A 26,759-nucleotide genomic window follows, 5' to 3' on the forward strand; every position below is an offset into this window, starting at 1 on the left:
ACCAACGATAGTGTAGCATTTGTTATGTGACTCTCCACCGCTGTGGGCACTACGACAGTACCAGGCTTCAAATTGTAGAGAGCCCGACTAGAAATAGTCGGGCTTTTTTACGTCTGCAGAAAAGTGATTCAGGGATTCCTCTAGATCGAAGGACTTCTTAGTAAATCATTTATATCAGTCAGCAATAATATTTAATCCATTTGAGAGGTTAAATCTGACCCTAACTGCGTTAAAAACCTCAAATATGAAACAACTGAATAACGAATTTTTGCCCTTCTTTTATCGACTCCGCTTAGTTATTACTCTAATCTCAGTTAATAGTCTGTTCCATTATCTCGTTTATAAAATGTGACAGAGTTCGTTTAGGTAAAATTAGAATAATAAGGGCTTAATCATGAGTAAAGTTGAAAACCATCCGCATGGTATTTTTTGTTGGTCAGAGCTTTGTACGCACAATTGGAAAGACGGTAAGGCGTTTTATACATCTTTATTTGATTGGGGGTATGACGATCAACCAATTGGAGAGAACATATACTACACCATGCTACAAAAGCAAGGTGATGATATCGCTGCAATGTACGAAATGCCTAAAGAGCAAATTAGTGCAGGTATCCCAAGTCATTGGTTGGCTTACATTGCCGTCGATAATGTTGATGATTGTGCGCTAAAAGCAAAAGAACTGGGTGCTGAAGTTATTGCCGGCCCTCATGATGTTATGAATGCAGGTCGCATGCTTATGCTAAAAGATCCAGTAGGCGCAACTGTTGCACTATGGCAGGGAAATGAGCATAAAGGTTGTAAGCACTTAGGTGAATTAAATACGCCTTATTGGCATGAGTTAGCAACAAGAGATAGTAAAGTAAGTCGAGACTTTTACTGTGCTTTACTAGGCTGGGAAAGCGAAATAAAGCCTATGGAAGGGATGGACTACATTTTATTTTTAGTCGATGGACAACCAATTGCCGGTATGCTTGAAATGACAAGTGAATGGCCTGATGATACCCCTGCTCATTGGATGATTTATTTTGCAGTAGAGAGTTGCGATGTAATTGTTAGTAAAGCCGCTAGCTTAGGTGGACAAGTATGTGTTCCTGCAACAGATATCCCAGATGTTGGTCGTTTTAGTGTTATATGCGACCCTCAAGGTGCTGTATTTTCGGTGATCGAATCTGTTATGGATGACGTTTAAACACAGTTACATTAGCTTTAGCGTTAATTTGCTCGCTAGTTTGATATAATACTCGTCAATTAAATCGTCAGAAAGTGCAGAGAACGCAATGGAATTTGAACAAGATAGTAATTTAACCCTCCCTTTATTTCTATTAGATGAATCATTAAGTAATAGAGACTTAGAGCAGCCTGATTTTGAAATATCAATTGGACTTGATGATGAGTTACTTGCTCAAATTTGCCAGAACCCAAGTGAAGATAGCAGTGTCGCTATTACTGTTAGCGGTTATGAGTTGCTTATAACTAATCCTCTGTACTTAGCTATATTAGATCAAGAGCACGATGCGCAGATAACATTAACGCATGGCCCTCTTTTAAGTATTGTTTTGAATACTGAAGGTCAGAATACATTCGTTTCTCCTCAAATGGATATGATGCCCACCTTTGATTTAGGTGATGAGGACGACGAATGAGAAAAATACTAATAAGTACGATAGTACTCATTATTTTAAGTGGTTGTGCATATTTGGGAAATGCTCACTACGATGATCTTTTTGGACCTGAACAAACACAAGAGAGAATGGTGCCTCATACAACAGGTGCTGGTGCTGATTTTTTACAAAATGTAAAACCTGTACTCGATACCCGCTGCGTAGTTTGTCATGGTTGTTACGATGCACCATGTCAACTGAAGCTCTCATCCCCTGAAGGTATTGACCGGGGGTTGAGTAAAGAGCTTGTTTACGATGGAACTCGTTTATTGGCAACGACCCCAAGCCGTTTATTATTTGATGCAACTAATACTCAGCAATGGCGAGAAAAAAACTTTACGCCAGTGCTAAATGAGCGCATACAAAGTGAAGAAGCTAACTTAGCGGGCAGTGTGTTATTTAATAGCTTAGTGTTAAAGCAAAGCCATGAATTGCCAGTAAACGAAGTGTTAGGTGATGAGTTTGACTTTTCGTTAGCGCGTTCGCAAACCTGCGCAACAATGGGTGAGTTCGATCGATTGGCAAGTGATCAACCTCATGGCGGCATGCCTTATGGTTTACCTGGTGTTTCGCGTGAAGAGTTTAATCATTTACAGAACTGGCTTAAAGGTGGTGGTAAAATGTCACATATTCAGCCACCAAGTAAATATGATCAGAATAAAATAGCGGGCTGGGAAGCATTTTTAAATCAAGATAGCTTAAAGTATCAGTTATCAGCACGGTATATTTATGAGCATTGGTTTTTAGCACATATTTATTTTACTTCAGAAAACCCACAAAGCTTTTTCAAACTAGTTCGCTCAAGTACGCCTTCTGGAGAGGAAATAAAGTTAATTAACACGCGTCGCCCATACGATGACCCTAAAGTTAGCCGTGTTTATTATCGTTTTATGCAAGAGCGTACAACCATACTTTCTAAAACACATTTACCTCTTGAGCTTAATGAAGCTAAATTACTGCGTTTATATGAGCAGTTTATTGCGCCAGATTATACGGTTACGAAAATGCCTAGTTATGAGGCTAAGGCAGCATCTAACCCTTTTAAAACTTTCGAAGTTATTCCAATTAATTCTAAGTATCAATTTATGCTTGATGAGGCAGAGTTAATTATTATGGGCTTTATAAAAGGGCCTGTTTGTCGTGGTCAGATTGCTTTGAATGTTATAAACGATCACTTTTGGGTGGCGTTTGCTGATCCTGATAAGGTTGCGACCCCTGCTGTAGGGGAAATGCTAATGCAACATGAAGAGGCATTAGAGCTTCCTGCTGCAGAGGAAAGTAATGCGTTACCTATTTCTAGCTGGGTTAAATACTCAGTTCGTGAGAAAAAATATTTACAGGCAAAAGTTGAGCTTGCTAACGAAATGTTTAAAGGTGGTGAGCACCTCACAACTGACTTACTTTGGAAAGGTGATGGGCATAATAAAAATGCGGCACTAACTATTTTCCGCCATTTTGATAGTGCAACTGTAGTTAAAGGTTTTATTGGTCAAGAGCCTAAAACCACCTGGATATTAGATTATGCTTTGTTTGAGCGTATTCACTATTTGCTTGTAGCAGGCTTTGATGTGTACGGAAATATAGGCCATCAATTAGTGACACGCCTGTATATGGATTTTTTACGTTTAGAGGGAGAGCAAAACTTTTTAGCATTATTACCCGAGGCTAAACGTAATCAAATCAAAAAGCAGTGGTATCGTAATTCACCACCAGATTTATCTAAGTTCTTTAAAAATAACCGAGAATTTAGTCAGCCAAGTGGTATTAGCTATAAAACTGATGATCCACAGCATGAGCTATATACTTTGATGAAAGAAGCCTTAGCGCCAGTTTTAAGTGAAAAATACAACTACACTGAAGTGCCAAAGCCGTTAGATGTTGTAAGTAACATGCCAGCAAAAGCGGTAAACTTGTTACCTCAGCTTTCCTTTGTACTTGTAAAGCAAAAAGATGATAGCCATAAGGGCTACACTATTATTCATCATAATGCGCACTACAATATTTCTAGTTTACTAAACGAAGATGGTCAACGTGCTTATGAAGAAGATACCGCGACGATTGTTCCTGGCTTTATCGGTGATTACCCCGCAGCTATTTGGTATTTAAATAACGAGCAGCAAGTAAATGCTTTTGCCGAGCAATTGCCTATGATGCAAATAGAAGCCGATTATGGTGCTTTGAAATCTAAGTTTGGTATTCGACGTACTCATCCACAGTTTTGGCAATACAGCGATATATTGCACGATACAGCTAAAAAGTATCGTGGGATAGAATATGGAATGTTCGATTATAATCGATTAGAGAATCGCTAATATAATTTTACTACTATGGCCCAGCTTGATGCTGGGCTTTTTTATTGGGTATTAATAATTCGCTTAATTATTTTGACTGATTCTTCGTTTTAAAAAATTAGTCTACACTTATATAAAAAAACTGGTTTATACATGTTCAATATTATTAAAAGCGTGAGAACACGTTATCGATGGGCACTAATTGCAATAGCGCTATTAATAAGTGGCTCTGCTTTATTAATGCAGCATAGTTTTTCTGTTCAAAAGTTTGATGCAAAAATTATTAACATCGCTGGTAGCCAGCGTATGCTCTCACAGAAAATTGCTTGGCACAGTAATGCTATACTTAACATCAGTAATTACTCGCCAGCTCATACTGAGTCACTTGAGAAGTCCCTCAATACATTTAAAAAGTCCCATCAAACATTATTAACTAAAAACTCTGATGACGAATACATTTACTTAAATCCAGCGTTAGTAGACTTATATTTTGGTGAAACGATAGGGTTAGATAAAGCGGTATTTGACTATATAGAACAAACAGAGCGGCTTTTGTATCAGCAAGGAGAGATAAACCACTCAGTATTTTCTATAAAGTATGTTGAAACGTTATTAACAAAGCTTGATAAGGCAGTGAGCTTATTTGAATCTCAAGCTGTTAAAAAAGTAAATTGGGTCGCCAACCTAGAGATACTATGCTGGTTATTGGCAATGACATTATTACTTATTGAGTTAAGATTTGTTTTTATACCAATGGAAAAAGAGGTTTCAGACACGCTTTTAGAGCTACAAAAACAAAAAGATTTTGTTTATCAAACAAGTCAAAATAAAGAACATTTTATTGCCAGAGCTAGTCACGAATTTAGAACACCTTTGCAGGGACTTATTACGTCTATTGAGGAGCTAGAGGTTTCTGATAAACAGCAAAGCGTTAAAACCCAAGCTAACTATTGCGCGCTTAGGTTAATAGCCATATTAGATGAATTACAAGACTTGCAGGCTTTAAGTGCAGGTAAATGGGTACCGCATTTAAATGACGAAAACCTTTTAGAGTCGTGTAATAAAGTAGTAATAGCGTACAAGCATGCGTGTAAGCAAAAAGGCCTAAAACTAGTTAGCTCTTTAGATGAATCGTTAAATTGTGTATGTAAATTGGATCATCAACGTTTGCAGCACACACTTACAGAATTAATTAGTAATGCAATTAAGTTTACACAAAAAGGTGAAATTACTGTTTCAGCTAAGCTTTTAAATGATGAATTTCATTTAACAGTGAGTGACACTGGCAGTGGCTTTTCGAAGAAGATTACCAGTCTTGAATTTGACTCATTTAAACAAACCAATCACTTTCAAGGGTTGAGAACAGGCCTAACCCGGGTTCAATACGTTGTAAAAGCACTGCATGGTGAAATTACTTTTACAAATAATAAAACTCATGGTGCTTTGGTGTCTTTGTATTTACCAGTGACAATAAGTAAAGCCCTCCCAACACCTCTTAAAGTAAACAACAAGCTAACGTGCTTAGTCGTTGAAGATAACCCATTAAACACTATGTTATTAACCCGCATACTTAGCTTATTAGGTTTAAGCTATGATTGCGCAGAAAATGGTAAAGTCGCGTGTGAGATGGTGAGTGAAAATCAGTACGATATTGTTTTTATGGACTTAAACATGCCAGTAATGGATGGGTTTGAGGCTATTAAAAAAATACGTTCCGATCTTAATAAAGTAATGCCAATTATTGTTATAACAGCAAATACCTCACAAAATGATATAGAGCGAGTTTATGAATACGGAGCTAACCTCCATATTCATAAGCCAATAAGCCAGCAAGCAATTAAAGACGCATTAAATAGTATTAGCGTTGTTAGTGAAATAAATTAATTTTGCAGATTACAAGCTTGCTAAGCTCTTTTAATATGCGTTAACTTGCTGTTTTAAGGTTTATTAGGAAAAGTTAGTGCAGTCAATTACGCTTGAGCAATTTAATGGTTACTTACAAGGGCAAGGTAAAAGCCGTTACGATATATGCAACCTAGATTGGCAAGTAAACCTAGGAGAACATTGGTTACTTTTAGGTGCTAATGGAGCTGGTAAATCTGCACTGACAGCTGCGTTAATCGGTGAGGCTAAGTGCGAAAGTGGTAAGCGTATAAGTAGTAGTATTAATAAGCTTATGCTCGTGTCTTCAGATTCGCATAAACAGTTACTAGCTCAAGAATTAGAGCATGAAAAGCACTCCCTCGTTAAAGACCTTATTTTTACAGGGCATAGTAGTAATGATGAGTTATTAGCGCAGCTAATAAAATTATTTAAATTTAGCTCATTACTAAATAGGCATTTTAGAGATCTTTCAACGGGTGAAACTCGTAAACTCCTACTTATTAAAGCACTCAGCTCCCATAGTAAGTTAGTCGTGCTTGACGAGCCATTTGATGGACTCGACGTACAATCTTGCCAGCAACTTAATAAAATACTCATAGAACTTAGCCAAACTATTACTTTTGTTTTTGTACTAAACCGCCTAGACGAAATCCCTTCATTCATTACTCACTATGGCTATGTAAGCCAAGGTTGCTTGTTACATACTTTAGCAAAGCCAGACAGTGAGCAATTGAGTGATTTACTAAAACTACTTCATTTAGAACATACCTCATTGGATGTGCCATCTCCTGATACCGAACAAGAGCAAAAGGCATTCACCGGTAATACCTTAGTTAAATTGAGTAATGCTAAAGTTAGTTACAGTGATGTAAGCATATTCAAAAATCTCAATTGGACTATAGAAAAGCATCAGCATTGGCAGCTCAGTGGAGCGAACGGTTCAGGCAAAACATGCTTATTAAATTTAATAACAGGTGATAACCCACAGTGTTATAACAATGACATTGAAGTGTTCGGTTTTAAACGTGGGACAGGGGAGAGTATTTGGGATATAAAACAGCATATTGGTTTTATATCTAACGCGGTACATATGGATTACCGCGTAAGTATATCGGCTTTAAATACTATTATTTCAGGATTTTACGATAGCATAGGTTTATATCAAAAACCGAGCGACGCACAAATTAATATTGCTCAACAGTGGCTGGCATTTATTGGTTTAAGTGATAAGCAAAATACCTCATTCACCCAGCTATCGTACGGCGATCAGCGTATGTTGTTAATTGTGCGAGCTATGGTAAAACATCCAACGTTACTTGTTTTAGATGAGCCTTGCTTAGGCTTGGATGAAGCAAACAGGCAACGTGTACTGCTACTAATAGAGAAAATTTGTGCTGCCAATACAAGTACTGTAATTTATGTAAATCATCATGCGGCAGACAAAATTAAAGGAATAGAGAATTACTTAAAAATGGAAGACTTTCATTAAAAACTCACAGAAAGGTTGAGCGAGAATTCACTCAACCCATTTTTATTTTAAAGACGAGTAACGCTAAAGCCTTTATCTCGAAGTTGTTTAAGTAACCCGTGTTTTTCAGGTAAATGCAAAGCGCCTACAGCAATAAATAGCTGCTCGTTTGCTAAACGCGGTGTGAGTTGTTTAACCCAATTATTATTACGGTTAGTTAGCATTACTTGCTCGCTAATTTCACCGTAATTACTGTCATCAAAACTCATATTGTAGTAATCGGTTAGTGTGTCCATGTCACCGCTTTTCCACGCATTAACTAACTTGATAAAGTAAGTATTAATATCGGCTAGTTGCTCAAAGGTTTCTTCAATCATTTCATTGCTTAGTAGCGCCATACCATCAAACATTTGTAGTTGTTGCTCTAGGGTTTCAAGCTCGCCAATTTTAATATTATGCTCTTTAGCATAACTAAGCACTTGCTTGTCTATACCGGTTTTATCTGAATATCCTGCATTTTGAAATTCAATTTGCATCATAGTCACCATAACAGCCCAAGGCTTTAAGCCATTAAACATAGCAATATCAATCGACTTTTTAGCAAAGTAATCTTTTAGCTTGGTATAATTTTGCTTTGAAAGCTCAGTTTGCAGTGTTTTACCGTCACTTAGCATCATAAATGGCATTGAGCGCTGTTGCATTTCAAGTGGTGTAAGTTTGCTTATATCAACTTCAACAATCACTTCTTTGCTTGCGCTAATCGCATCGGTTACATTTTTAGGTAAGCCTTTCATGCTGGCATCACCAACGTGTACGGTGCCAAATAAGTAAGAGCTGACGCCATTTTTTTCTATTTTATATAAGGCAGGTGCTGCATAGCTGTTAAAGCTAAATGTTATAAGTAATGCCACAATAAAAAAGTGGCTAACACGGGTAAGAGCATTCATGGTTTGTCCTTAAAATCTCGAAGGTTAGTAGTGTAAATACTAACCTAAATTTACTTCAGAGGTAACGTTAATATAAACGTTAGCGTATTGTTTTCGGTATTACTGGCCGTAATAGTAAAGCCATTTAAGTTACATAAGCTCTGTACAATTGATAATCCTAAACCATGGCGCTGATTATTAGTTCTAGATGAATCTAGCTGATAGAGCGGGTCAAAAATAGCAATTAGCTGTTCACCACTTAGTGGTTTATTTACTTTGTTACTAACAGAGATGATCATGTTTGTGCTGTTATTTACGGCAGTTAATTTAATTGGCGCCTCAGGAAGTCCATAAAATAGTGCGTTATCGATTAAGTTACACAAAATGGTATTTAAACTAAATTCGTCAGCATTAAGTGTAATCTCGTCACTTATTTCGTTATTTAAACGCGTTTTAATAGTTGGGTGCTTAAAGGTCAGCTCATCAATAATTTGATTTACTAAGTTATTTAGAATGATATTTTGCGCATTCAATTGCATAGCACTACTACTTGAACGCTGCAATAATAAGAGGTTGCTAACAATTGTTTTCATACGCTGTGAAATATTAAGCACATCACTGGTATAGGTATCGCTAATACGTTTATCGTCAGGGTAGCGAATAGCCACCTCTGAGAGGCTTATTAGTTCAGCTATTGGGGTTTTAAGCTCGTGTGCAATGTCGCTTGTTAGGCGTTTTTCATTACTATAGAGTTGCTGATTAACAGTAATAAACTTATTTAGCTCGTTACGTATAGGTTCTATTTCTTCTACTTTAAAGTCGCTTTCTATTGTTTGCGCAACACCGGTAATATCGAGTAACTTAATTTGGTCGTTTAAATTGTGTAGAGGGTGCAGGCCTTTATTTACAATACGTGTCACTAAATAGCGCACACCAAACACACCAAGTACACAGGTTAAAATAAAGACCACATCAATAATAATCAGTACTTTATTAAGTTCGGCTGTCGGCGCTGCGATTGCAAGTGTCATGGTATTAAAAACAGCAGAGTGAGTGGGGTTTCTATCATCTTTTTGGGCTACAAAGTGACTTATAAGTGCGCGACCATCACGTCCGTTAGGAAGCTCGTAATCTATAATTTTAGATTCGTTAATCGGCATTTCTAAAAAAGGCAGGTTAGCATTTTCATAAAGCGCTAATGAGTCCGAGCGCTCAAACACATCACGGCCATGCCATAATTGGTAAAACTCCGTGGCATCGGCTGCTTCATACTCCGACATAAACTCACCAGCAAAATCAAATTCAACCACGTTGTTGTCATCTTCAACTAAGGTTTTTAAGTAGTTAGCTTTATTAGTTAAAGACTGATTAAACTGATCTTCCACCCAAGTATCAACACTTAAATCAACGGTTAAAAATATGGTGAATAAAATAACTGAGATCACGGCGCTAATATTATTAACGAGTTTACGTTTTATTGAGTGATTTTTATTTTGTTGTTGCGACATAACCAAATCCACGTTTATTTTTTATCGGGAGCTCGCCATCAAACTGTCTTACTTTTTTACGTATGGTTGAGATGTGTGCTTCAAGCGCATTTTTAGAGAGCATATCAAACTGACCTACCACCGCTTCACTTATAAGCTCAAGCCCCAATACTCGCTCTGGGGCGTTAAATAAGCATTCTATTATTTTATATTCATTACGCGTGAGCTCAATGGCATGTTGCTTGTAGTGAAGAGTTTTAAGCGAGAGATCTAATACGCAATCACCTACGGTAAGGGTATTTTGTTGATTTTGCAGTGAACCACGACGAAGTAATGCAAGGACACGAGCATGGAGTTCTTCAAACGAAAATGGCTTAGTTAAATAATCGTCAGCGCCTTTCATAAGGCCGTTAATTTTATCTTGAGGCTCACTTCGTGCCGATAAAATTAGCACACGGCTTTGGCTATTACTGCTGCGCAGTGCTTGTAAAATACTCATGCCATCAACGCTCGGTAGCATTAAATCAAGTACGAGGAGGTCGTAGTTTCCACTTAGTGCCATACTCAGCCCTTCTGAGCCATCACCAGTTTCATCTACGGTAAAACCAAGGTTGCTAAGGCCAACTTGCAAGCTGCGTCTTAGTGCTTCAGAGTCTTCAATAACGAGGATTTTCATGTTTACTCGGTTTATAAAAATAGCCTTGTTACTTTAACAAGGCTTTATTATCAAGTCACTTGGTTAATGATACCAACCATTTGTGTAGGCTAAATTACCCAAGTTCGCGTGGGCTAGGGCTTTTTTAACTAGTTGCTCATCGTTTTCACATGGTACAAGCTGGTTATTGCTATACGTATAGGTGGTTGCTGGTTTTTGTGGTTGTAACACCACCACTTTATTATCGTGCATGTAGGCAAAGTTTTTGTCGTATTGCATCATTGCGCGTTGTTTGTTATCGCTAATTGGCTTTGATAAATCATGACCTATCATAGGGTGCTTACCACTTGCGCCAATTAAAGACAGTAGAGTAACAGGGATATCGAGCTGGCTGGCTAGTTGGCTATCTCGTTTATGGGTAATACCTTTTCCAAAAATAACGGCCGGAATTTTAAAGTGATCAACCGGTACTAAGTTTGAACCCGATACGCGCGAGTCGTGATCGGCAATAACTATAAATACAGTGTCGTCCCAGTAGCTCGATTTTTTAGCTTTTTCGATAAAGGTGCCTAGTGCGTAATCGGCATACTTGGCAGCATTATTACGGGTTTGTTTTTGTTTATCGTACAGCGTTATTTTATCGTCAGGAAAGTCATACGGGCTATGATTAGAGCTTGAAAATATAAGGCTAAAAAATGGTTTGTTTTGATTTTTAAGCTTAGTAAGTTCTATATCGGCTTGGTCGTACAAGTCTTCGTCTGATGCGCCCCACGAGCCATTAAAGTCTATTTTTTTAAAGTTATTTGTATCTACGATACTTTTAAAACCGTTGCCTAAAAAGAAGCTGCGCATGTTATCAAAATGGCTTTCGCCACCATAAATAAACTGCGTGTTGTAATTTTGCTTCGCTAAAAAATCAGCAATGGTAAAAAAGTCGCGTTGTGATTTATCAAGCTTAACAACTGCACGCGAAGGCGTTGGTGTAAACCCTGTAATTACTGCCTCAATTCCACGTACTGAACGTGTGCCCGTGGCGTATAAATTATCAAACCCCCAGCCTTGTTTATAAAGGGCGTCTATATTAGGTGTAAGCGGTAAACCGCCAAGCGTGCCTACATAACGAGCACCTAAACTTTCTTGTAAAATAATGACTAGATTTTTGGGTTTACCTGTATTACTTGCGCCATGAAACGTTTTTGTAGGGGCGGTTACATCACTAAATGTGCCTTGCGTATTTTGCATGTTACTACGCACAATACTAAGCAATTCATCGGTGGGCATTTTACCGTAATAGTCTTGGCTTGATTGCTCATTAGAAAGTTGCTTAACTGCAAACGCGACGCTATAAAGTGAGTTAAGGGTTAAGTCGTTAAGTAAGTGATCTGTAGAAAACGAGACCATGGCGGGGTTAAGTGGTCTGTGTCCTAATGAGTTGCGGGCGCCAAAAATAGTTAAGCATACTAAAATAAGCGCTAAAATTGATTGATTTAAACCTGTTAGTGATGACTTGCTTTGCCATTGATTGCTAAATATTTTACTTGCAAATTTACAGCTTAAAATAAGTGCTATAACAGCAATAAATACTTCTAACTTATAGCCTGAAAAAATCATTTTTGAGACTTCTTTAGGGTAAATTAAATATTCTATAAATAAGCGGTTTGGGCGTAAGTCGTACTCGTTTATAAACGTAGGCGTAATCACTTCAAAAAAAACAAGTAAAGCAGACATCGTCACTAAATAAATTTTAATGAGGCCGCGTACTTTATTTTGCCACCCTACGCTTTGCATCAGTAAAGTAAGTAGTAATGCGGGCATAATAATGTAGCTTAGAGTGGCTATATCAACTCTTAAACCACCTATAAATATAGATAACCACGCATGCGATCCAAATACACGCTCCCCTTGCCATACACTTAATCCAAAGCGAGCAAGTGTTAAAAAGCTAAGTGCCAAAACAGCAAATACAACAAAAATCCATACAGGGCCAAGTGCATTTTGTATTTTAGGTATAAAAGTTAGCTTTATGCCCATAACACAGCCCACCAAATAAGAGCGGCAATTAGCATAGCTATAAACACGCTTGCAGAGGCTATATCTTTAGCTAGCCCCGAAAGCTCATGGTATTCACTGCCAATTCTATCAACTACAACCTCAACTGCCGTATTTACCAGCTCAGCAAACAATACAAAAAGCAGGCTAGCTATAAGCAGTAATTTATCCCTTAGTGCAATTTCTTGTAGCCACACAAACACACCGAGTAATGAAAACAGTGCTAGCTCTTGTTGAAACGCCGCTTCAAATCGACTCATCCATTTTAAGCCGTTAAAAGAATGGCTTAAGGTAAAAATAAGGCGCATTAAGCCTTGGCGTTTTATAACGGTTTTATTACTCATAGTTTTATTTCGCTTGGTGTTGTTTGGCAGTTAGCAAGTAAATCAAGTGATGCCTGATACGTTTTGCTTTTAATGCCAATTAAATTTAAAAGGGTGTGAAAAATATTGTTGTGTGAGCGTGCAGCGCGGTTGTCTAGATTAGCTAAACAGGTATTAGTAATGCGCTGATTATGCTCATCAGCCCACATATAAAGAGGAACGTGCGTTTGTGTGCTAGGTGCAAAGCTATACGGAAAACCATGTAAATAAGCACCGGCTTCGCCAAGTGATTCACCATGATCAGAGACATATAAAAACTGCTTATCTATGTTGTTTGGCAGCGCTTTTAATTGCTCAATTACCTGGGCGTTAACAAAGTCGCTGTACGCAATTGTGTTGTCGTAGGTATTAACTAATTCATCGAGTGAGCAGTTTTGAATGTCGCTTCTGTCGCACGTGGGCGTAAATTGCTTAAATTTTTCTGGGTAGCGTTTAAAGTAGGTTGGTCCGTGTGAGCCCATCATGTGTAGGACGATAACGGTATTAGCTTGGCTTAAATTAGCGAGTTTGCGCTTAAGTGGAGCAAGAAGTGCTTCATCAAAACAATATTTTCCATCGCAAAGCGCTGATGGGGTGGTTGGGATATCAATGTTAACAACACGGGTGCATACGTTTTTACAGCCGCTGTTGTTATCAACCCACAGTACGTCGCTGCCAGCTTGTTGTGCTAAGTCAACCAGGTTTTGTTGGTTGTCGGCTGCTAATCGATCAAAGTTATCTCGTGTTTGCAGTGAAAACATACACGGCACAGACACAGCAGTAGCGGTGCCACAAGACGCCACATTATTAAAATACGTCACATTATACTTTTGTGTATAAGGGTTGGTGTTGCGCTTATAACCTTGATAAGCAAAGTTTTCTGCTCGTGCGGTTTCGCCAACAACCATAACTGTTACGCTGGTGGTGTTAGGCGTAATGAGAGTGGGTGTTGCATCTATATTTTTAAATTCCATATTGGTATACAGCAGCTGATCGCGCATATATTTATAACCGCTAGAGAGATACTGAAATGGGATGAGTTCTTTTTTCAAAATGCGGTTATTGCGGCCAGTGGCTGCGTAATCGGCGTAAAAGTTTACGACCACTAAAGCAATTAGTGAGCAGCACGCTACAATAAGTTTTATACGACTAATTGCTTCTTGGTGAGGGCGGGTAAAGTGTATTTTTACTTTGCTTAATATAAAAACAGGTAGCGCACAAAACAGTAGTAGAAAGCCTATGAGCTGCGGATTTAAATAGCTCAGTGCTTCGCTTGAATCTGTTTCGAACGTGTTTTGAATCATTGAATAGTCAAACACGACGCCGTAATTTAATGAGCCGTAAAGTACGGCACTCGAAATTATCAGTAAAAGGTAGTTAATTGGTTTTAGTAACCACCTAACCGACACTATTGAAAAGAAAATAATTAAAAGGCATAACAACAGCAGTGGCACTGAAAGTAAAAATAGCCATGAAAAAGATGCAAGGGAGGTGATGGCGCTAAACGAACCTTGAATAAAAGGAATGTTTATAACTAAACAGTAATAACAGGCAATCATCACTACAAAGGCATTTGCACTACAGTGAATGTAAAACCGCTTACTACGATTTGGCTTTTTTTGTGCTGGTGTTTGGCTAGTTATGTTCATATTTAGGCTCGTTTAAAATAACAACGCCATGCTATGCAACAACACTTAAGAGTCGCTTAAGAGAACCTACGCATTACCTGAAGGTGATAAATAATTTTATTTATAAAAATATTCTCAAAAATTAATCAAACCTTAAATAAGGGATATAAGAATAGTGAATTTCTGAGATTAAAATTAGAGCATAAAAAAACCACTACCAGCTTGTATAATGAATTTTAAAACCTGATAAATTGCCTTTTAGTCTTTTTGTTAGATTAACTTTGGTGTTGACTTAAAGGGCCTAGCGCGGTACTAATATAAAAAGAGAGCGAAGGAATAACCTTCGCGATAATTGAACAAAATTTGGTATTAATTACATGCTTACAAACGCACTTAACCTAGTCCTGATTATTATCGTGGTGATTATCCCCGCGAGGGCTTCGTAGTGCTTTAAAAACTTAAGCATTAAAAAAGCCCTCCGCACTTAACCGTTCGGAGGGCTTTTTAGTTTTAAGGGTAAAATTTGTAATTGGGTTGTCACTGAGGAATGAGGGTTTATTAATGACAGGCGCAGAACTAACAATCGACTTATTGGCCAAACACGGCGTAAATGAAGTATTTGGCTACCCAGGCGGAGCTATTATGCCAATTTACGATGCGCTGTATGGCGCGCCAGTCAAACACTACCTAACTCGCCATGAGCAAGGTGCAGGGTTTGCAGCTGTTGGTTATGCTCGCAGCACACGTAAATTAGGCGTATGTTTTGCAACATCGGGCCCAGGTGCAACTAATTTAATAACCGCTCTTGCTGATGCGATGATGGACTCAGTACCATTATTGGCGATCACCGGCCAAGTGCCTACTGCAGCGATTGGTTCAGATGCGTTTCAAGAAATAGATGTACTAGGTATGTCGCTTTCGTGTACTAAGCACAGCTACATGGTAGAACGAGCTGAAGACTTAGCAGAGATATTACAAGAAGCAATTCATTTAGCGCAAAGCGGTCGCCCAGGTCCTGTACTTGTCGATATCCCAAAAGATATTCAAATGGCTCAAGTCCCTTTTAAACCTTGGCTAGCAGCTGATGAATACTTACCAGAGTTAGATTTAAAGCAAGTTGCTATTGCTAATCAATTGTTGAGTGAGGCTAAACAGCCTGTAGCGTATGTAGGTGGTGGTGTACAAGCCGCTGATGCGCAAGACGAACTAATGCAATTTTTAAATAAAACTCAGATGCCAGCTGTATCAACACTTAAAGCGCTAGGCAGTGTATTACCAGATTACGAACATTACTTAGGTATGTTGGGTATGCATGGTGGTCAAGCTGCTAATATCGCAGTGCAAGAATGTGATGTACTTGTATGTATCGGGGCACGCTTTGATGACCGCGTAACAGGCAACTTAGCTAAATTTGCAGCTAAAGCTAAAGTAATCCATTTAGATATAGATGCTGCTGAAGTTGGTAAGCGAAAACCTGCTAAAGCTTCATTAATTGCCGATTTAAAAACGTCGTTACCCGCACTTGAGTGCTTTGTAACACCTAAAGCTTGGTGTGACACAAATAAAGAAATGAATATTAAGCATGCGTGGCGTTACGACTACCCAGGTGAGAAGGTTTTTGCACCGTACTTATTAAACCAACTAAGCCAACGCATGCCAAAAACAGGGGTTGTGTGCTGCGATGTTGGTCAGCACCAAATGTGGGTAGCACAACACATGAAGTTTACTCATCCGAGTAATCATTTAAGCAGTGGTGGTGCAGGCACAATGGGCTTTGGTCTACCTGCGGCTATTGGCGCGCAAGTAGCACGCCCTGATGACTTTGTTATCACTGTATCGGGCGATGGTTCTATAATGATGAATATTCAAGAGCTGGCCACTATTCGTCGTAACAATTTACCTGTAAAAATATTAATTTTAGATAACCAGCGTTTAGGGATGGTTCGCCAATGGCAAGAACTATTTTTTGAAGGGCGTTATTCTGAAACTAACCTGTCGGATAACCCAGACTTTGTGCAATTAGCTGCTGTATTTGGTATCCCAGGGCAAACAATTACTCACGCTAACCAAGTTGATGATGCGATAACTGCATTAGTTAACAGTAAAGGTCCGTACATAGTACATGCCTGTATTGATGATAAAGAAAATGTTTGGCCACTTGTACCACCTGGGGCTGCTAACGACGAAATGATGACGGAGAAAGCAAAATGAAACATAGCCTAACTATTGCATTAAAAAGCCAAAGTATAGCGGTAGAGCGCTTTTTACGAGTGGTGCGTCATCGTGGTTTTGACCTTACGCATTTTCAGCTCAATATGGACGATGGTTTTTATAATGTAGACATGACGGTAGATAGTGATAAACCAATTCACCTTTTAACCAGCCAGTTAAATAAGCTGGTGGATGTCAAAGAAGTCACTTTACAAAATTTACAGCAACAACAGGCTGTGTAATTACGAACTGAAAAACAATTTACGAGTAACTGAATCACTCGGTTACTCACCAATTTTAGAATGAGGAATGCCCGCTTATTCTGCGGCAAAAACTGAGGTAACTATGGCTAAATTAAGAAGTGCAACAACAACTGAAGGGCGTAAACGCGCAGGCGCTCGTGCATTATGGCGCGCAACAGGTATGACCGACACCGATTTTGGTAAGCCGATTATTGCCGTAGTTAACTCGTTTACACAATTTGTACCAGGGCATGTTCACCTTAATCAGTTAAGTGAACTTATGGCTGAAACCATTACACAAGCCGGTGGCGTCCCTAAAGAATTTAATACTATTGCGATTGATGATGGTATTGCAATGGGTCACGGCGGCATGCTTTATTCGCTGCCTTCGCGCGACTTAATTGCTGACTCGGTTGAGTATATGGTAAATGGTCATTGTGCTGATGCGATGATTTGTATTTCAAACTGCGACAAAATTACTCCAGGAATGATGCTTGCAGCACTACGCTTAAATATTCCGGTAATATTTGTATCAGGCGGTCCAATGGAAGCAGGTAAAACTAAGCTTGCTAACATCGATATTAAACTTGATTTAGTAGATGCCATGGTTAAAGGCGCTGATGAATCGGTAAGTGATGCAGATTCAGAGCAAGTAGAGCGCTCTGCGTGTCCAACATGTGGCTCGTGTTCAGGCATGTTTACTGCAAACTCAATGAACTGTCTGCTAGAAGCTATTGGTTTAGCATTGCCAGGTAACGGCACGACGCTTGCGACTCATAAAGACCGTAAACAACTTTATGTTGAAGCGGGGGCTCGTATTGTTGATTTATGTCGTGAGTATTATCAAAAAGATAATCAAGATGTATTGCCACGTGCTATTGCTAACAAAACAGCCTTTATGAATGCAATGGTTGTTGATATTGCAATGGGTGGCTCGTCAAATACGGTATTGCATTTACTTGCTGCAGCGCAAGAAGCGGGCGTTGATTTTGATATGTCGCACATTGATGCGCTCTCTCGTAAAACACCATTTTTATGTAAAGTTGCACCAGCGACACCTGAATATCACATTGAAGATGTGCACCGCGCAGGCGGCATGATGGCAATCGTACGTGAACTTGGCAAAGCAGGCTTAGTTGATATGTCAGTTAATCATGTTGCTGGGTCAACTATGGCTGAGCTCGTTAAAAAATGGGATGCAACAGATCCTACTAACGAAGCGGCGCGCAAATTTTACCGTGCTGGCCCTGCGGGCATTCGTACCACTAAAGCAATGAGCCAAGAGTGTCGTTGGGACGAGGGCGATAACGACCGTGTTAATGGGTGTATCCGAAGTGTCGAACACGCTTTTCGTCAAGATGGTGGCTTAGCTGTACTTTCGGGTAATTTAGCAGTTGATGGCTGCATTGTTAAAAGCGCTGGCGTTGTTGATGAAATGCTACATTTTGAAGGTACTGCAGTCGTGTACGAGTCACAAGATGATTCTGTAGAAGGTATTTTAAACGATGAAGTAAAAGCCGGCGATATCGTGGTTATTCGTTTCGAAGGCCCTAGAGGCGGCCCAGGTATGCAAGAAATGCTATATCCAACTAGCTACTTAAAATCAAAAGGCCTAGCTGAAAAATGTGCACTTATTACTGATGGTCGCTTTTCGGGTGGTACTTCGGGTTTATCAATTGGTCATGTGTCGCCTGAAGCGGCAAGTGGTGGTGCAATTGCTTATGTTGAAAATGGCGACAAAATCATTATTGATATCGCAACCCGAGAAATCACGTTAGCGCTAAGCGATGAAGAGCTTGAAGCACGTAAACAAAAACAATTAGCACGCGGAAAACTGGCGTACAAACCAGTTGACCGTGAGCGCTATGTATCGTCTGCTTTAAAGGCTTATGCATTACTTGCAACAAGTGCTGATAAAGGCGCAGTGCGTGACTTAGCTAAATTGGAGGCGCTTAGTTAATTATGGTCTCTCAAGAGCTCGATTATTTTCGCGCTATTATTCAAGCAAACATGGAGCCTTTGGCTAAAGTTACCGAGGTCAGCGAAATGGCTGAGCTTGGTGCTAAATTAGGTAACCATGTTTGGTTAAAGCGTGAAGACCAACAGCCCGTGTATTCATTTAAATTACGCGGTGCGTATAACAAATTAAATAAATTACCTAAAGGCTCAGTGGTTATCACTGCTTCAGCGGGTAATCATGCTCAAGGCGTTGCACTAAGTGCTTCTCACTTAGGGCATCAAGCCACAATTGTAATGCCAGTAACAACGCCTGAAATAAAAGTAAGTGCGGTACGTGCGCTTGGCGGTGAAGTTGTGCTACATGGGCATCATTTTGATGCCGCAAAAGCACATGCGCTTGAGCTTACAGAGCAACGAAACGGTATATTTGTTCCACCATTTGATGACCCAGACGTCATTGTTGGTCAAGGTACTGTAGCACGTGAGCTTATGCAGCAATTAAACGAGCTTGATGCGGTGTTTATTCCTGTTGGCGGCGGCGGTTTACTTGCTGGGATGGCGGTTTATATTAAATCGCTGCGTCCAGATATAAAAGTAATTGGTGTAGAAGCCGACGAAAGTGCATGTTTACAAGCGGCACTTAAAGCAGGCAAACCGGTAGAGCTTGAGCGCGTTGGTAGTTTTGCTGATGGCGTAGCGGTTAAAATTATTGGCACTGAAACATTTCGCTTAGCGCAAAAGTTTTGTGATGAAGTTATAACCGTCACCAGCGACGAAATATGTGCTGCCATGCAGGATATTTTTGTATCTACCCGTGCAATAGCAGAGCCTTCAGGTGCACTTGCAACGGCAGGGCTTAAAAAATGGAGCCAGCAGTCGGGTTTAAAAGGGTTACATTTAGCGGCTGTTTTATCCGGTGCTAATTTAAACTTTGATCGCCTGCGTTATGTTGCAGAGCGCACTGCGCTGGGTGAAAAAAACGAAGCGTTATTAGCGGTTACTATTAAAGAAGAAAAAGGCAGCTTTAAACAGTTTTGTGCTTCTTTAGGTGGCCGTGCTATTACTGAGTTTAACTACCGTTATGCAGGACCTGGTGAAGCACAAATATTTGTAGGTATTGGCCTGCGCCAAGGCGAGCAAGAGCTTAATGAGCTAAAGCAAGACTTAACGAATAATGACTACCAATTTTGCGATCTGTCGGATAACGAACTCGCTAAATTACATGTGCGCTATATGGTTGGCGGAAAAGCACCCGAGCAATTGCATGAGCGCTTACTTCGCTTTGAATTTCCAGAGTATCCAGGTGCGCTTGCACGCTTTTTAGATACTTTAGGTAGTAATTGGAACATTACCTTATTTCATTATCGTAATCACGGTGGTTCGATGGGGAATGTACTGGCAGGTTTTGCTATTGAGCCGAGTCAGTACGAGATGTTTAACGAACACTTAAACCGTTTAGGTTACAGTGTACAAGATGAAACACAAAATCCGTGCTTTAGCCAATTTTTAACATCAAAGCCCCAAGCAGAAAAAGCCGAAAAACTCGCCTCAGTATAATCCTTCTTTAAAGGCAGGCACCTAACTAGGGTGCTTGCTTTATCGCACGTTTTACATATAGTTACAGGTAATCGTCATACTTTTTGAGGGCACCTAGTTGCTATTTAAAGGATTAATCATTGGATTGTGCTTTTTTTGTAGCCATATCGCGGCGCAAGAATCAGTCACATTACAGCTAAAATGGACACATCAGTTTCAGTTTGCTGGCTACTATATGGCAAAGCAAAAAGGCTTTTATAATGAAGCGGGCCTTGATGTAACTATTAAACAAGCTAATCCAATGAAACCTGATACCTTTGCTCCTGTCGCCAGTGGTGAAGCACAATTTGGTGTAGGGCACTCTGGTATTTTACAGCAACGTATAAATGGACAACCTCTTGTTGCTATGGCTGCCTTATTGCAATTTTCACCTTACTGCTGGATGGTTAAAGACACGTCTGATATTTTTCATCCACGTGACTTTGTTAATAAACGTATCACTGCGGTAAGCAAAAATGATGGCACTGAACTACTTATTATGCTTAAACGCAGTGGCGTTGATGTGGATAAACTCAAAGTTTACGATGGCGAAAACCCAGGCCAGGCTTGGATTGAAAACAAGCTAGATGCTATGCAAGTGTATGTTACTACAGAGCCTTATTATATGACTCAACAAGGCGTAGCTCATCGACTTGTTTGCCCACAGCGTTATGGTATGGACGTATACAGCGACATTTTATTTACCAGCGAAAACATGCTTAAGAAAAATCCTCAAACGGTCGAAAAATTCTACCAAGCGAGCCTAAAAGGGTGGCGTTATGCAATGATGAACATGGATGAAGCCATTGCAGTCACCCAGCAAAACTATGCACCGGGTAAAAGCTTTTATCAGCTCGCTTTTGAGGCTGAAGTACTAAAAAGTTATATAACCCCACCCACCACCAGTTTAGGGCATATGTCGATAGCAAAGTGGCGCTTAATTGCGGACTTATATGGCATACAGCAAAACGAATTTGACGAAGTAAAATCTCACTTTATTTATAAATACCAAGAACCTGAAAAGATGCAGTTATCGTGGATGCTCATGGCAGCTATTTTGGTAAGTATTATTTCAATACCTTTGTATTTACGGCTGATTTTTAGTAAAAATTAACTGCTTAGGTAATTCACGAAACTGATATAATTAATTGTCTTTTTTATTTTTTAAGCTGTTATGACTTTAGCTGAGCAATTTTTAGCACTTGATTCACTTTTAATGCGTCATCGTCAGTATTGGCAGTGCACTGCATTTGATTTTGACACTATACCTTGGCCAGAGCTACAAGGCATACTTAGCGAACTAACTGATGATCAGGTAAGCGTTCTTGATAACGATCAAAACCAGCTATACCAATTTTTTAGCCAACATATAAGCCAACTTGATGAACTTGCAAAGTTATGCGAGTTACCTAGCGCAGCCCACTCTCAAGCTGATTATCCATTTTGGATAAGTAACGGCATTAAAGGTCGTAAGTTTGCACAGTTACAAGATTTTGTATCTGCACTACCTAATACCAAGCAACCTGTTTTAGAGTGGTGCGCGGGTAAAGGGCACTTAGGTCGAATGCTTGCGTTTAATGGCGCAAGTAATGTACATAGTATTGAACTGCAACAAAGCTTATGCGAGCAAGGACAAAAAAGTGCACAGCAACAAGGCTTAGCAATGCACTTTAGCCAAGCAGATGTATTAAAAGACGATATCACTCAATTTTTTAATACAGACATGCATGCTGTAGCGCTTCACGCATGCGGTGGCTTACACCAAGCATTTATGCGCCAAGCAAGTTTAGCGAAAGTACAGCAAATTAGCTTTTCACCTTGTTGCTACCATTTATTTACGGCTAATGAGTACCGTGCAATGAGTGAGGTTGCAAATAAAAGTGAGCTTAATCTAACGCATCGTGATTTAAAGCTCGCATTACAAGAAACTGTCACAGCGCCTTCTCGCCTGGAAAAAGTACGTAAAACAGAACTTGAGTGGCGACTTGGTTTTGATGCACTAAGAAAGTCGATCACTGGCGAGCAATATTACGTAAGCGTACCTTCGGTCAACAAAGCTATATTCTCAGATTCGTTTAAATCGTTTTGTGCATGGGCTGCAGATAAAAAGGCAATGAAATTACCTCAAGGTACTGATTATATTAAATATTTAGAAGTTGGGGTGGCTCGGAAAAAAATCACTGACCGAGTTGAACTGGTTCGACATGTGTTCAGAAGGGCAATTGAAGTTTGGCTTGTGCTCGATCGTGCTTTATATTTGCAACAGCAAGGTTATCAAGTAAGCGTTAAAACGTTTTGTGAAAAGCAGTTAACGCCTCGTAATATTTTGATTCTTGCTAATGTCCATTAAATTTCCGTCCTCGACTTAATAAGAGATGCAATGAGAAAGTTAAAAAATTTATTCGATAACAACAAACGTTGGGCTGCTCGTACAAGTGAAGCAGACCCTGAGTTTTTTAAAATTTTATCTATGCAACAAAATCCAGAGTATTTATGGATTGGTTGTTCAGACTCTCGTGTACCTGCAAATCAAATAGTTGATTTATTACCAGGCGAATTATTTGTACATCGTAACGTTGCTAACGTGGTTGTACACACTGACCATAACTGTTTATCGGTTATGCAGTATGCTGTAGAGGTTTTAAAAGTAAAACATATAATGGTAGTAGGTCACTATGGCTGTGGTGGCGTACAAGCCGTTTTAAACAATGCAAAATTTGGCTTTATTGATAATTGGCTACGCCATGTAGGGGATGTAAAAGAAAAGCATCTTGAACAACTTGACGCAATGCCAGAAAGCGAGCGTTTGAGCCGCCTTATTGAGCTAAATGTAATTGAGCAAGTACGTAATGTATGCCGTACTAACATTGTGCAAGATGCGTGGGAACGCGGCCAAGAGCTAAGCGTTCATGGTTGGGTTTATGGTTTGGAAAACGGCCATCTTCATGATTTAGAATCTGTAGTAACGTGCGCGAGTGAAGAAACGCAAAGCTATAAAAAAGCAGTACAACACGTATTTAAAAAAGTGGGTGAAAATAAATAAATCCATGACTGAAACGGCGGTGTTAATAGGTGCTACAGGCTTGGTCGGTAATGAGTTGCTCCATAAGTTACTTAATAGCGATCGTTATACAAAAGTAGTTACGTTAAGCCGTCGAGCTCTGCCTGTCACACATGCAAAGCTAGTTAATCACGTTATTGATTTTGAAAAATTAACTCAATATGTTGAGCTTTTTAAAGGTGATGTATTGTTTTCGTGTTTGGGCACAACCCGTAAACGAGCGGGCTCGATACACGCTCAGCGTAAAGTAGATTTTGATTATCAGTTTATAGCGGCGCAGTTAGCGGCATGTAATGGCGTTACGCATTATTGCTTAGTGTCATCAAGCGGGGCAAATACACACAGTAATAGTGCTTATTTGAAAATGAAGGGAGAGCTTGAGCAACATATTAAAGCACTCCCTTTTGATAAAATAAGTATTTTACAGCCATCTTTATTATTAGGTGATCGTGAGCAATTTAGAGTGGCAGAAAAGATAGGCAGTATTATTTTTCCTGTTATTACACGATTTGCGTTTTTAAAGCGTTACAAACCAATAACTGGCGAACAAGTTGCGCAAAAAATGCTGAGTGTGAGTTTAGCTCAGCAGGCTAAGTTGTCTTATTATGTACTTGATGAGCTATTTGAATAAACTTGGTAAAACGCAAAAGGCAGCCTAAGCTGCCTTTTTTGTACATTAAAATAATACCAATTTTATTAAAAAAATGATCATCCTAGTGTATTAAATAACTCACTAACTACGTTAAAAATTATTTATATAGAACAACTATGTACCACAATTTTAGCCTTGTTATTGAGCTATTTTCTTATCGCTATAATAAAACACTAATTTAATGCAATTGGTATAATTATTCAGCGTCAGTTTTAGCGCTAAGTTGTTGCTCAAGCAATGAAACTTTAGCTTCAAGTTCGGTTAACTTTTCGCGAGTACGAATAAGTACTTGGCTTTGCACATCAAATTCTTCACGGCTCACAAAGTCCATCTCAGCAAGCTTGTTTTGTAGAACTTGCTTTGTTTTACCTTCGAGTGTGTCTGCTAGGTTTTTTACGCCTTGTGGCATATTGCTAGTAATTTGCTTAGCAATTTCTTCAAGTTTTGCTGGGTTGATCATATTTGTCCCTTCGGCATTGCCTAAATGATAATAACTAATATTACCTTATACCCGCGGTATTTAACACATGATCATCTTTACCTTAATTAATTAAGGCAATTGCTATGCTCGCTGTAATGGTTACGTTAAAATTGCGCGTCTTTTAAATTTCTTTGGTCGTTATGAAACTCAATCCTAAACAAGATGAAGCCGTAAAATATATTAGTGGTCCCTGCTTAGTACTCGCGGGCGCAGGCTCTGGTAAAACCCGTGTTATTACGAATAAAATCGCTTATTTAGTGAAAAAATGTGAGTACAAAGCGCGAAATATAGCCGCTGTTACTTTTACCAATAAAGCAGCCAAAGAAATGCGTGAACGAGTACTGCAAACACTCGGTAAGCAAGACGCTAAAGGTTTATGGGTATCAACGTTTCACACACTCGGTTTAGAAATAATAAAAAAAGAGTTGAGTACATTAGGGTTTAAACCCGGCTTTTCGTTATTTGATGATCAAGATACCAATCAGCTTCTTAGTGAACTCACCGAAGATGAGCTAAAAAAAGACAAGGACTTACTCAAACTACTTAAAATGGAAATTGGTAGTTGGAAAAACGAATTAGTACTGCCAGAGCAAGCAATACGCGAAGCGCGTGATCCGCAAAAAGCATTGTTCGCGCAGTTATATGGGCGCTATCAAAACCAGCTGCGTGCTTATAATGCACTGGATTTTGATGATTTAATTATGATCCCTACTTTGTTACTTACCAATAACGCCACTTCTCGTGAGCGCTGGCAGCAACGCTTTAAATACTTGCTGGTGGATGAGTATCAAGATACCAACACAAGCCAATATCAACTTGTTAAATTGCTAGTAGGCGAGCGTGCCCGTTTTACTGTGGTAGGTGATGACGATCAATCAATTTACTCATGGCGTGGTGCTCGCCCGCAAAACTTAGTGTTATTAGGTAAAGACTACCCAGGGCTTAGACTTATAAAGCTTGAACAAAACTATCGAAGTGCAGGGCGAATACTAAAAGCGGCTAACATTTTAATTGCCAATAACCCACATGACATAGAGAAAAAGTTATTTAGTGAACTAGGTTACGGTGAGCCGATTAAAGTAATAGGGTGCCGCGATGAAGAGCATGAATCTGAGCGTGTGGTTGCTGAAATAATCTCACATAAGTTTATGAAGCGAACCAGCTATAAAGATTACGCGATTTTATATCGTGGTAATCATCAAGCACGTGGCTTTGAAAAATCACTAATGAGTAACCGTATCCCTTATAAAATTAGTGGCGGTATGTCGTTTTTCGCTCGCTCAGAAATTAAAGATATTATGGCGTACTTACGCCTATTAGTTAATCAAGATGATGACAATGCGTTTTTACGTATCGTAAATACACCACGACGCGAAATAGGTACGGTTACCCTTGAAAAGCTTGGTACGCTTGCTAATGAAAAGCACGTGAGCTTGTTTGCTACCTGTTTTGATAACGATTTAGGCTACAGACTAAAAGGGCGTGGCTTTAACGCGCTTGCTGGATTTGCACGCTGGGTTGTTGAGCTATCTGATAACGCAGTACGCGGTGATACGCTCGAAGCTGTTAAAGACTTAGTGCGTAATATTAATTACGAGGCATATTTGTACGAGTCGTCACCGAGTGCAAAAGCGGCTGAAATGCGTATGAAAAACGTATCAGAGCTGTATCGTTGGATAACAGATATGTTGACCGGTGATGCCGACAACGAACCAATGACATTAGCCGAGGTTGTTAGCAAGCTAACCCTTCGCGATATGCTTGAGCGTAACGAAGAAGAAGATGAAACCGATGCAGTGCACTTATCAACACTACATGCATCAAAGGGCTTAGAGTACCCGTATGTATTTATGGTGGGTATGGAAGAGGGTTTACTTCCGCATCAGGTAAGTATTGATGAGGACAACGTAGATGAAGAACGTCGCTTAGCTTATGTTGGTATTACTCGCGCACAGCAGGAGTTAACACTTACTTATGCAAAAATACGTCGTCAATTCGGTGAAACCTCGCAAACTGAATTAAGCCGATTTGTACAAGAGTTACCGCAGGACGATCTCGCGTTCGAAAACAAAAAGGCGCCAAATACCCAAGCAGAGCGCATGGAAAAAGGCCAAGCAAGAGTCGCTAACCTTCGCGCCATGTTTAAAAAGCCTGAGTAATACCTCAG

21 protein-coding genes are annotated in these 26,759 nt (G+C 39.5%); 14 read left to right on the forward strand and 7 right to left on the reverse strand.

Annotated features, from left to right (window positions below; genetic code table 11):
• Window positions 1-394: 394 nt before the first annotated feature.
• The 5 genes from H5087_RS16415 (at window position 395) to H5087_RS16435 (ending at window position 7,325) form a co-directional block, all read left to right on the forward strand.
• Window positions 395-1,189, forward strand: a complete 795-nt coding sequence (locus tag H5087_RS16415) for a VOC family protein (protein ID WP_182672741.1) — start codon at window positions 395-397, stop codon at window positions 1,187-1,189.
• An 88-nt stretch (window positions 1,190-1,277) separates the two neighbouring features.
• The gene (locus H5087_RS16420) at window positions 1,278-1,643 is read left to right on the forward strand and encodes a hypothetical protein (protein ID WP_002959878.1); all 366 of its coding nucleotides are present in this window, start codon (window positions 1,278-1,280) and stop codon (window positions 1,641-1,643) included.
• Window positions 1,640-3,973, forward strand: coding sequence for a fatty acid cis/trans isomerase (locus H5087_RS16425; RefSeq protein WP_182672742.1), 2,334 nt, complete (start codon window positions 1,640-1,642; stop codon window positions 3,971-3,973). Before H5087_RS16420 ends, H5087_RS16425 begins: the two co-directional genes overlap by 4 nt.
• A gap of 132 nt (window positions 3,974-4,105) precedes the next feature.
• Window positions 4,106-5,836, forward strand: coding sequence for a response regulator (locus H5087_RS16430; RefSeq protein WP_182672743.1), 1,731 nt, complete (start codon window positions 4,106-4,108; stop codon window positions 5,834-5,836).
• A 76-nt stretch (window positions 5,837-5,912) separates the two neighbouring features.
• Window positions 5,913-7,325 carry an ATP-binding cassette domain-containing protein gene (locus tag H5087_RS16435; RefSeq protein WP_182672744.1) on the forward strand — a complete coding sequence of 471 codons (1,413 nt, stop codon included), beginning with the start codon at window positions 5,913-5,915 and terminating at the stop codon, window positions 7,323-7,325.
• Between the two features lie 47 nt (window positions 7,326-7,372).
• Here H5087_RS16435 and H5087_RS16440 read toward each other — a convergent pair whose 3' ends face one another.
• The 6 genes from H5087_RS16440 to H5087_RS16465 all read right to left on the reverse strand — a co-directional run bounded on the left by H5087_RS16440 (window position 7,373) and on the right by H5087_RS16465 (window position 14,432).
• Window positions 7,373-8,251, reverse strand: coding sequence for a TraB/GumN family protein (locus H5087_RS16440; protein WP_182672745.1), 879 nt, complete (start codon window positions 8,249-8,251; stop codon window positions 7,373-7,375).
• 50 nt (window positions 8,252-8,301) lie between these two features.
• The gene (locus tag H5087_RS16445; protein ID WP_008137721.1) at window positions 8,302-9,738 is read right to left on the reverse strand and encodes a HAMP domain-containing sensor histidine kinase; all 1,437 of its coding nucleotides are present in this window, start codon (window positions 9,736-9,738) and stop codon (window positions 8,302-8,304) included.
• Window positions 9,719-10,393: a response regulator transcription factor gene (locus H5087_RS16450; protein WP_007377292.1), complete on the reverse strand. Its 675-nt coding sequence runs from the start codon at window positions 10,391-10,393 to the stop codon at window positions 9,719-9,721. The genes H5087_RS16445 and H5087_RS16450 overlap by 20 nt, the downstream gene beginning before the upstream one ends.
• A gap of 63 nt (window positions 10,394-10,456) precedes the next feature.
• Window positions 10,457-12,403, reverse strand: a complete 1,947-nt coding sequence (locus tag H5087_RS16455; RefSeq protein ID WP_182672746.1) for an LTA synthase family protein — start codon at window positions 12,401-12,403, stop codon at window positions 10,457-10,459.
• Complete coding sequence (locus H5087_RS16460) at window positions 12,394-12,765, reverse strand: diacylglycerol kinase (protein WP_007582120.1); 372 nt, start codon at window positions 12,763-12,765, stop codon at window positions 12,394-12,396. Before H5087_RS16460 ends, H5087_RS16455 begins: the two co-directional genes overlap by 10 nt.
• The gene (locus H5087_RS16465) at window positions 12,762-14,432 is read right to left on the reverse strand and encodes a phosphoethanolamine transferase (protein WP_182672747.1); all 1,671 of its coding nucleotides are present in this window, start codon (window positions 14,430-14,432) and stop codon (window positions 12,762-12,764) included. The genes H5087_RS16460 and H5087_RS16465 overlap by 4 nt, the downstream gene beginning before the upstream one ends.
• A 540-nt stretch (window positions 14,433-14,972) precedes the next feature.
• Here H5087_RS16465 and ilvG point away from each other — a divergent pair.
• From ilvG to H5087_RS16505, 8 genes are all read left to right on the forward strand, one after another.
• Window positions 14,973-16,622 carry an acetolactate synthase 2 catalytic subunit gene (ilvG, locus tag H5087_RS16470; RefSeq protein WP_002959891.1) on the forward strand — a complete coding sequence of 550 codons (1,650 nt, stop codon included), beginning with the start codon at window positions 14,973-14,975 and terminating at the stop codon, window positions 16,620-16,622.
• Window positions 16,619-16,864 carry an acetolactate synthase 2 small subunit gene (gene ilvM, locus H5087_RS16475; RefSeq protein WP_002959893.1) on the forward strand — a complete coding sequence of 82 codons (246 nt, stop codon included), beginning with the start codon at window positions 16,619-16,621 and terminating at the stop codon, window positions 16,862-16,864. Before ilvG ends, ilvM begins: the two co-directional genes overlap by 4 nt.
• A 103-nt stretch (window positions 16,865-16,967) precedes the next feature.
• Window positions 16,968-18,824 (forward strand): dihydroxy-acid dehydratase, encoded by a 1,857-nt coding sequence (gene ilvD, locus H5087_RS16480; protein WP_182672748.1) that lies wholly within the window; start codon window positions 16,968-16,970, stop codon window positions 18,822-18,824.
• Between the two features lie 2 nt (window positions 18,825-18,826).
• On the forward strand, window positions 18,827-20,380 hold the full coding sequence (ilvA, locus tag H5087_RS16485; protein ID WP_182672749.1) for a threonine ammonia-lyase, biosynthetic: 1,554 nt from the start codon (window positions 18,827-18,829) through the stop codon (window positions 20,378-20,380).
• A 97-nt stretch (window positions 20,381-20,477) separates the two neighbouring features.
• Complete coding sequence (locus tag H5087_RS16490) at window positions 20,478-21,512, forward strand: ABC transporter substrate-binding protein (protein WP_052201200.1); 1,035 nt, start codon at window positions 20,478-20,480, stop codon at window positions 21,510-21,512.
• A 60-nt stretch (window positions 21,513-21,572) separates the two neighbouring features.
• Window positions 21,573-22,748: a methyltransferase gene (locus H5087_RS16495; protein ID WP_182672750.1), complete on the forward strand. Its 1,176-nt coding sequence runs from the start codon at window positions 21,573-21,575 to the stop codon at window positions 22,746-22,748.
• Between the two features lie 30 nt (window positions 22,749-22,778).
• Complete coding sequence (gene can / locus H5087_RS16500; protein WP_002959903.1) at window positions 22,779-23,441, forward strand: carbonate dehydratase; 663 nt, start codon at window positions 22,779-22,781, stop codon at window positions 23,439-23,441.
• Between the two features lie 4 nt (window positions 23,442-23,445).
• Window positions 23,446-24,090, forward strand: a complete 645-nt coding sequence (locus H5087_RS16505; RefSeq protein ID WP_182672751.1) for an NAD(P)H-binding protein — start codon at window positions 23,446-23,448, stop codon at window positions 24,088-24,090.
• Window positions 24,091-24,307: 217 nt separating this feature from the next.
• Here the strand turns inward: H5087_RS16505 and H5087_RS16510 are convergent, their stop codons facing one another.
• Window positions 24,308-24,571 (reverse strand): ubiquinone biosynthesis accessory factor UbiK, encoded by a 264-nt coding sequence (locus tag H5087_RS16510; RefSeq protein WP_002959905.1) that lies wholly within the window; start codon window positions 24,569-24,571, stop codon window positions 24,308-24,310.
• A gap of 161 nt (window positions 24,572-24,732) precedes the next feature.
• Here H5087_RS16510 and rep point away from each other — a divergent pair, with 161 nt between their 5' ends.
• Window positions 24,733-26,751 (forward strand): DNA helicase Rep, encoded by a 2,019-nt coding sequence (gene rep, locus H5087_RS16515; protein WP_182672752.1) that lies wholly within the window; start codon window positions 24,733-24,735, stop codon window positions 26,749-26,751.
• The last annotated feature ends 8 nt before the right edge of the window (window positions 26,752-26,759 follow it).

Origin of the sequence: Pseudoalteromonas sp. SR43-7 (assembly GCF_014163785.1) — a bacterium.
Classification (GTDB): Bacteria; Pseudomonadota; Gammaproteobacteria; order Enterobacterales; family Alteromonadaceae; genus Pseudoalteromonas; species Pseudoalteromonas distincta.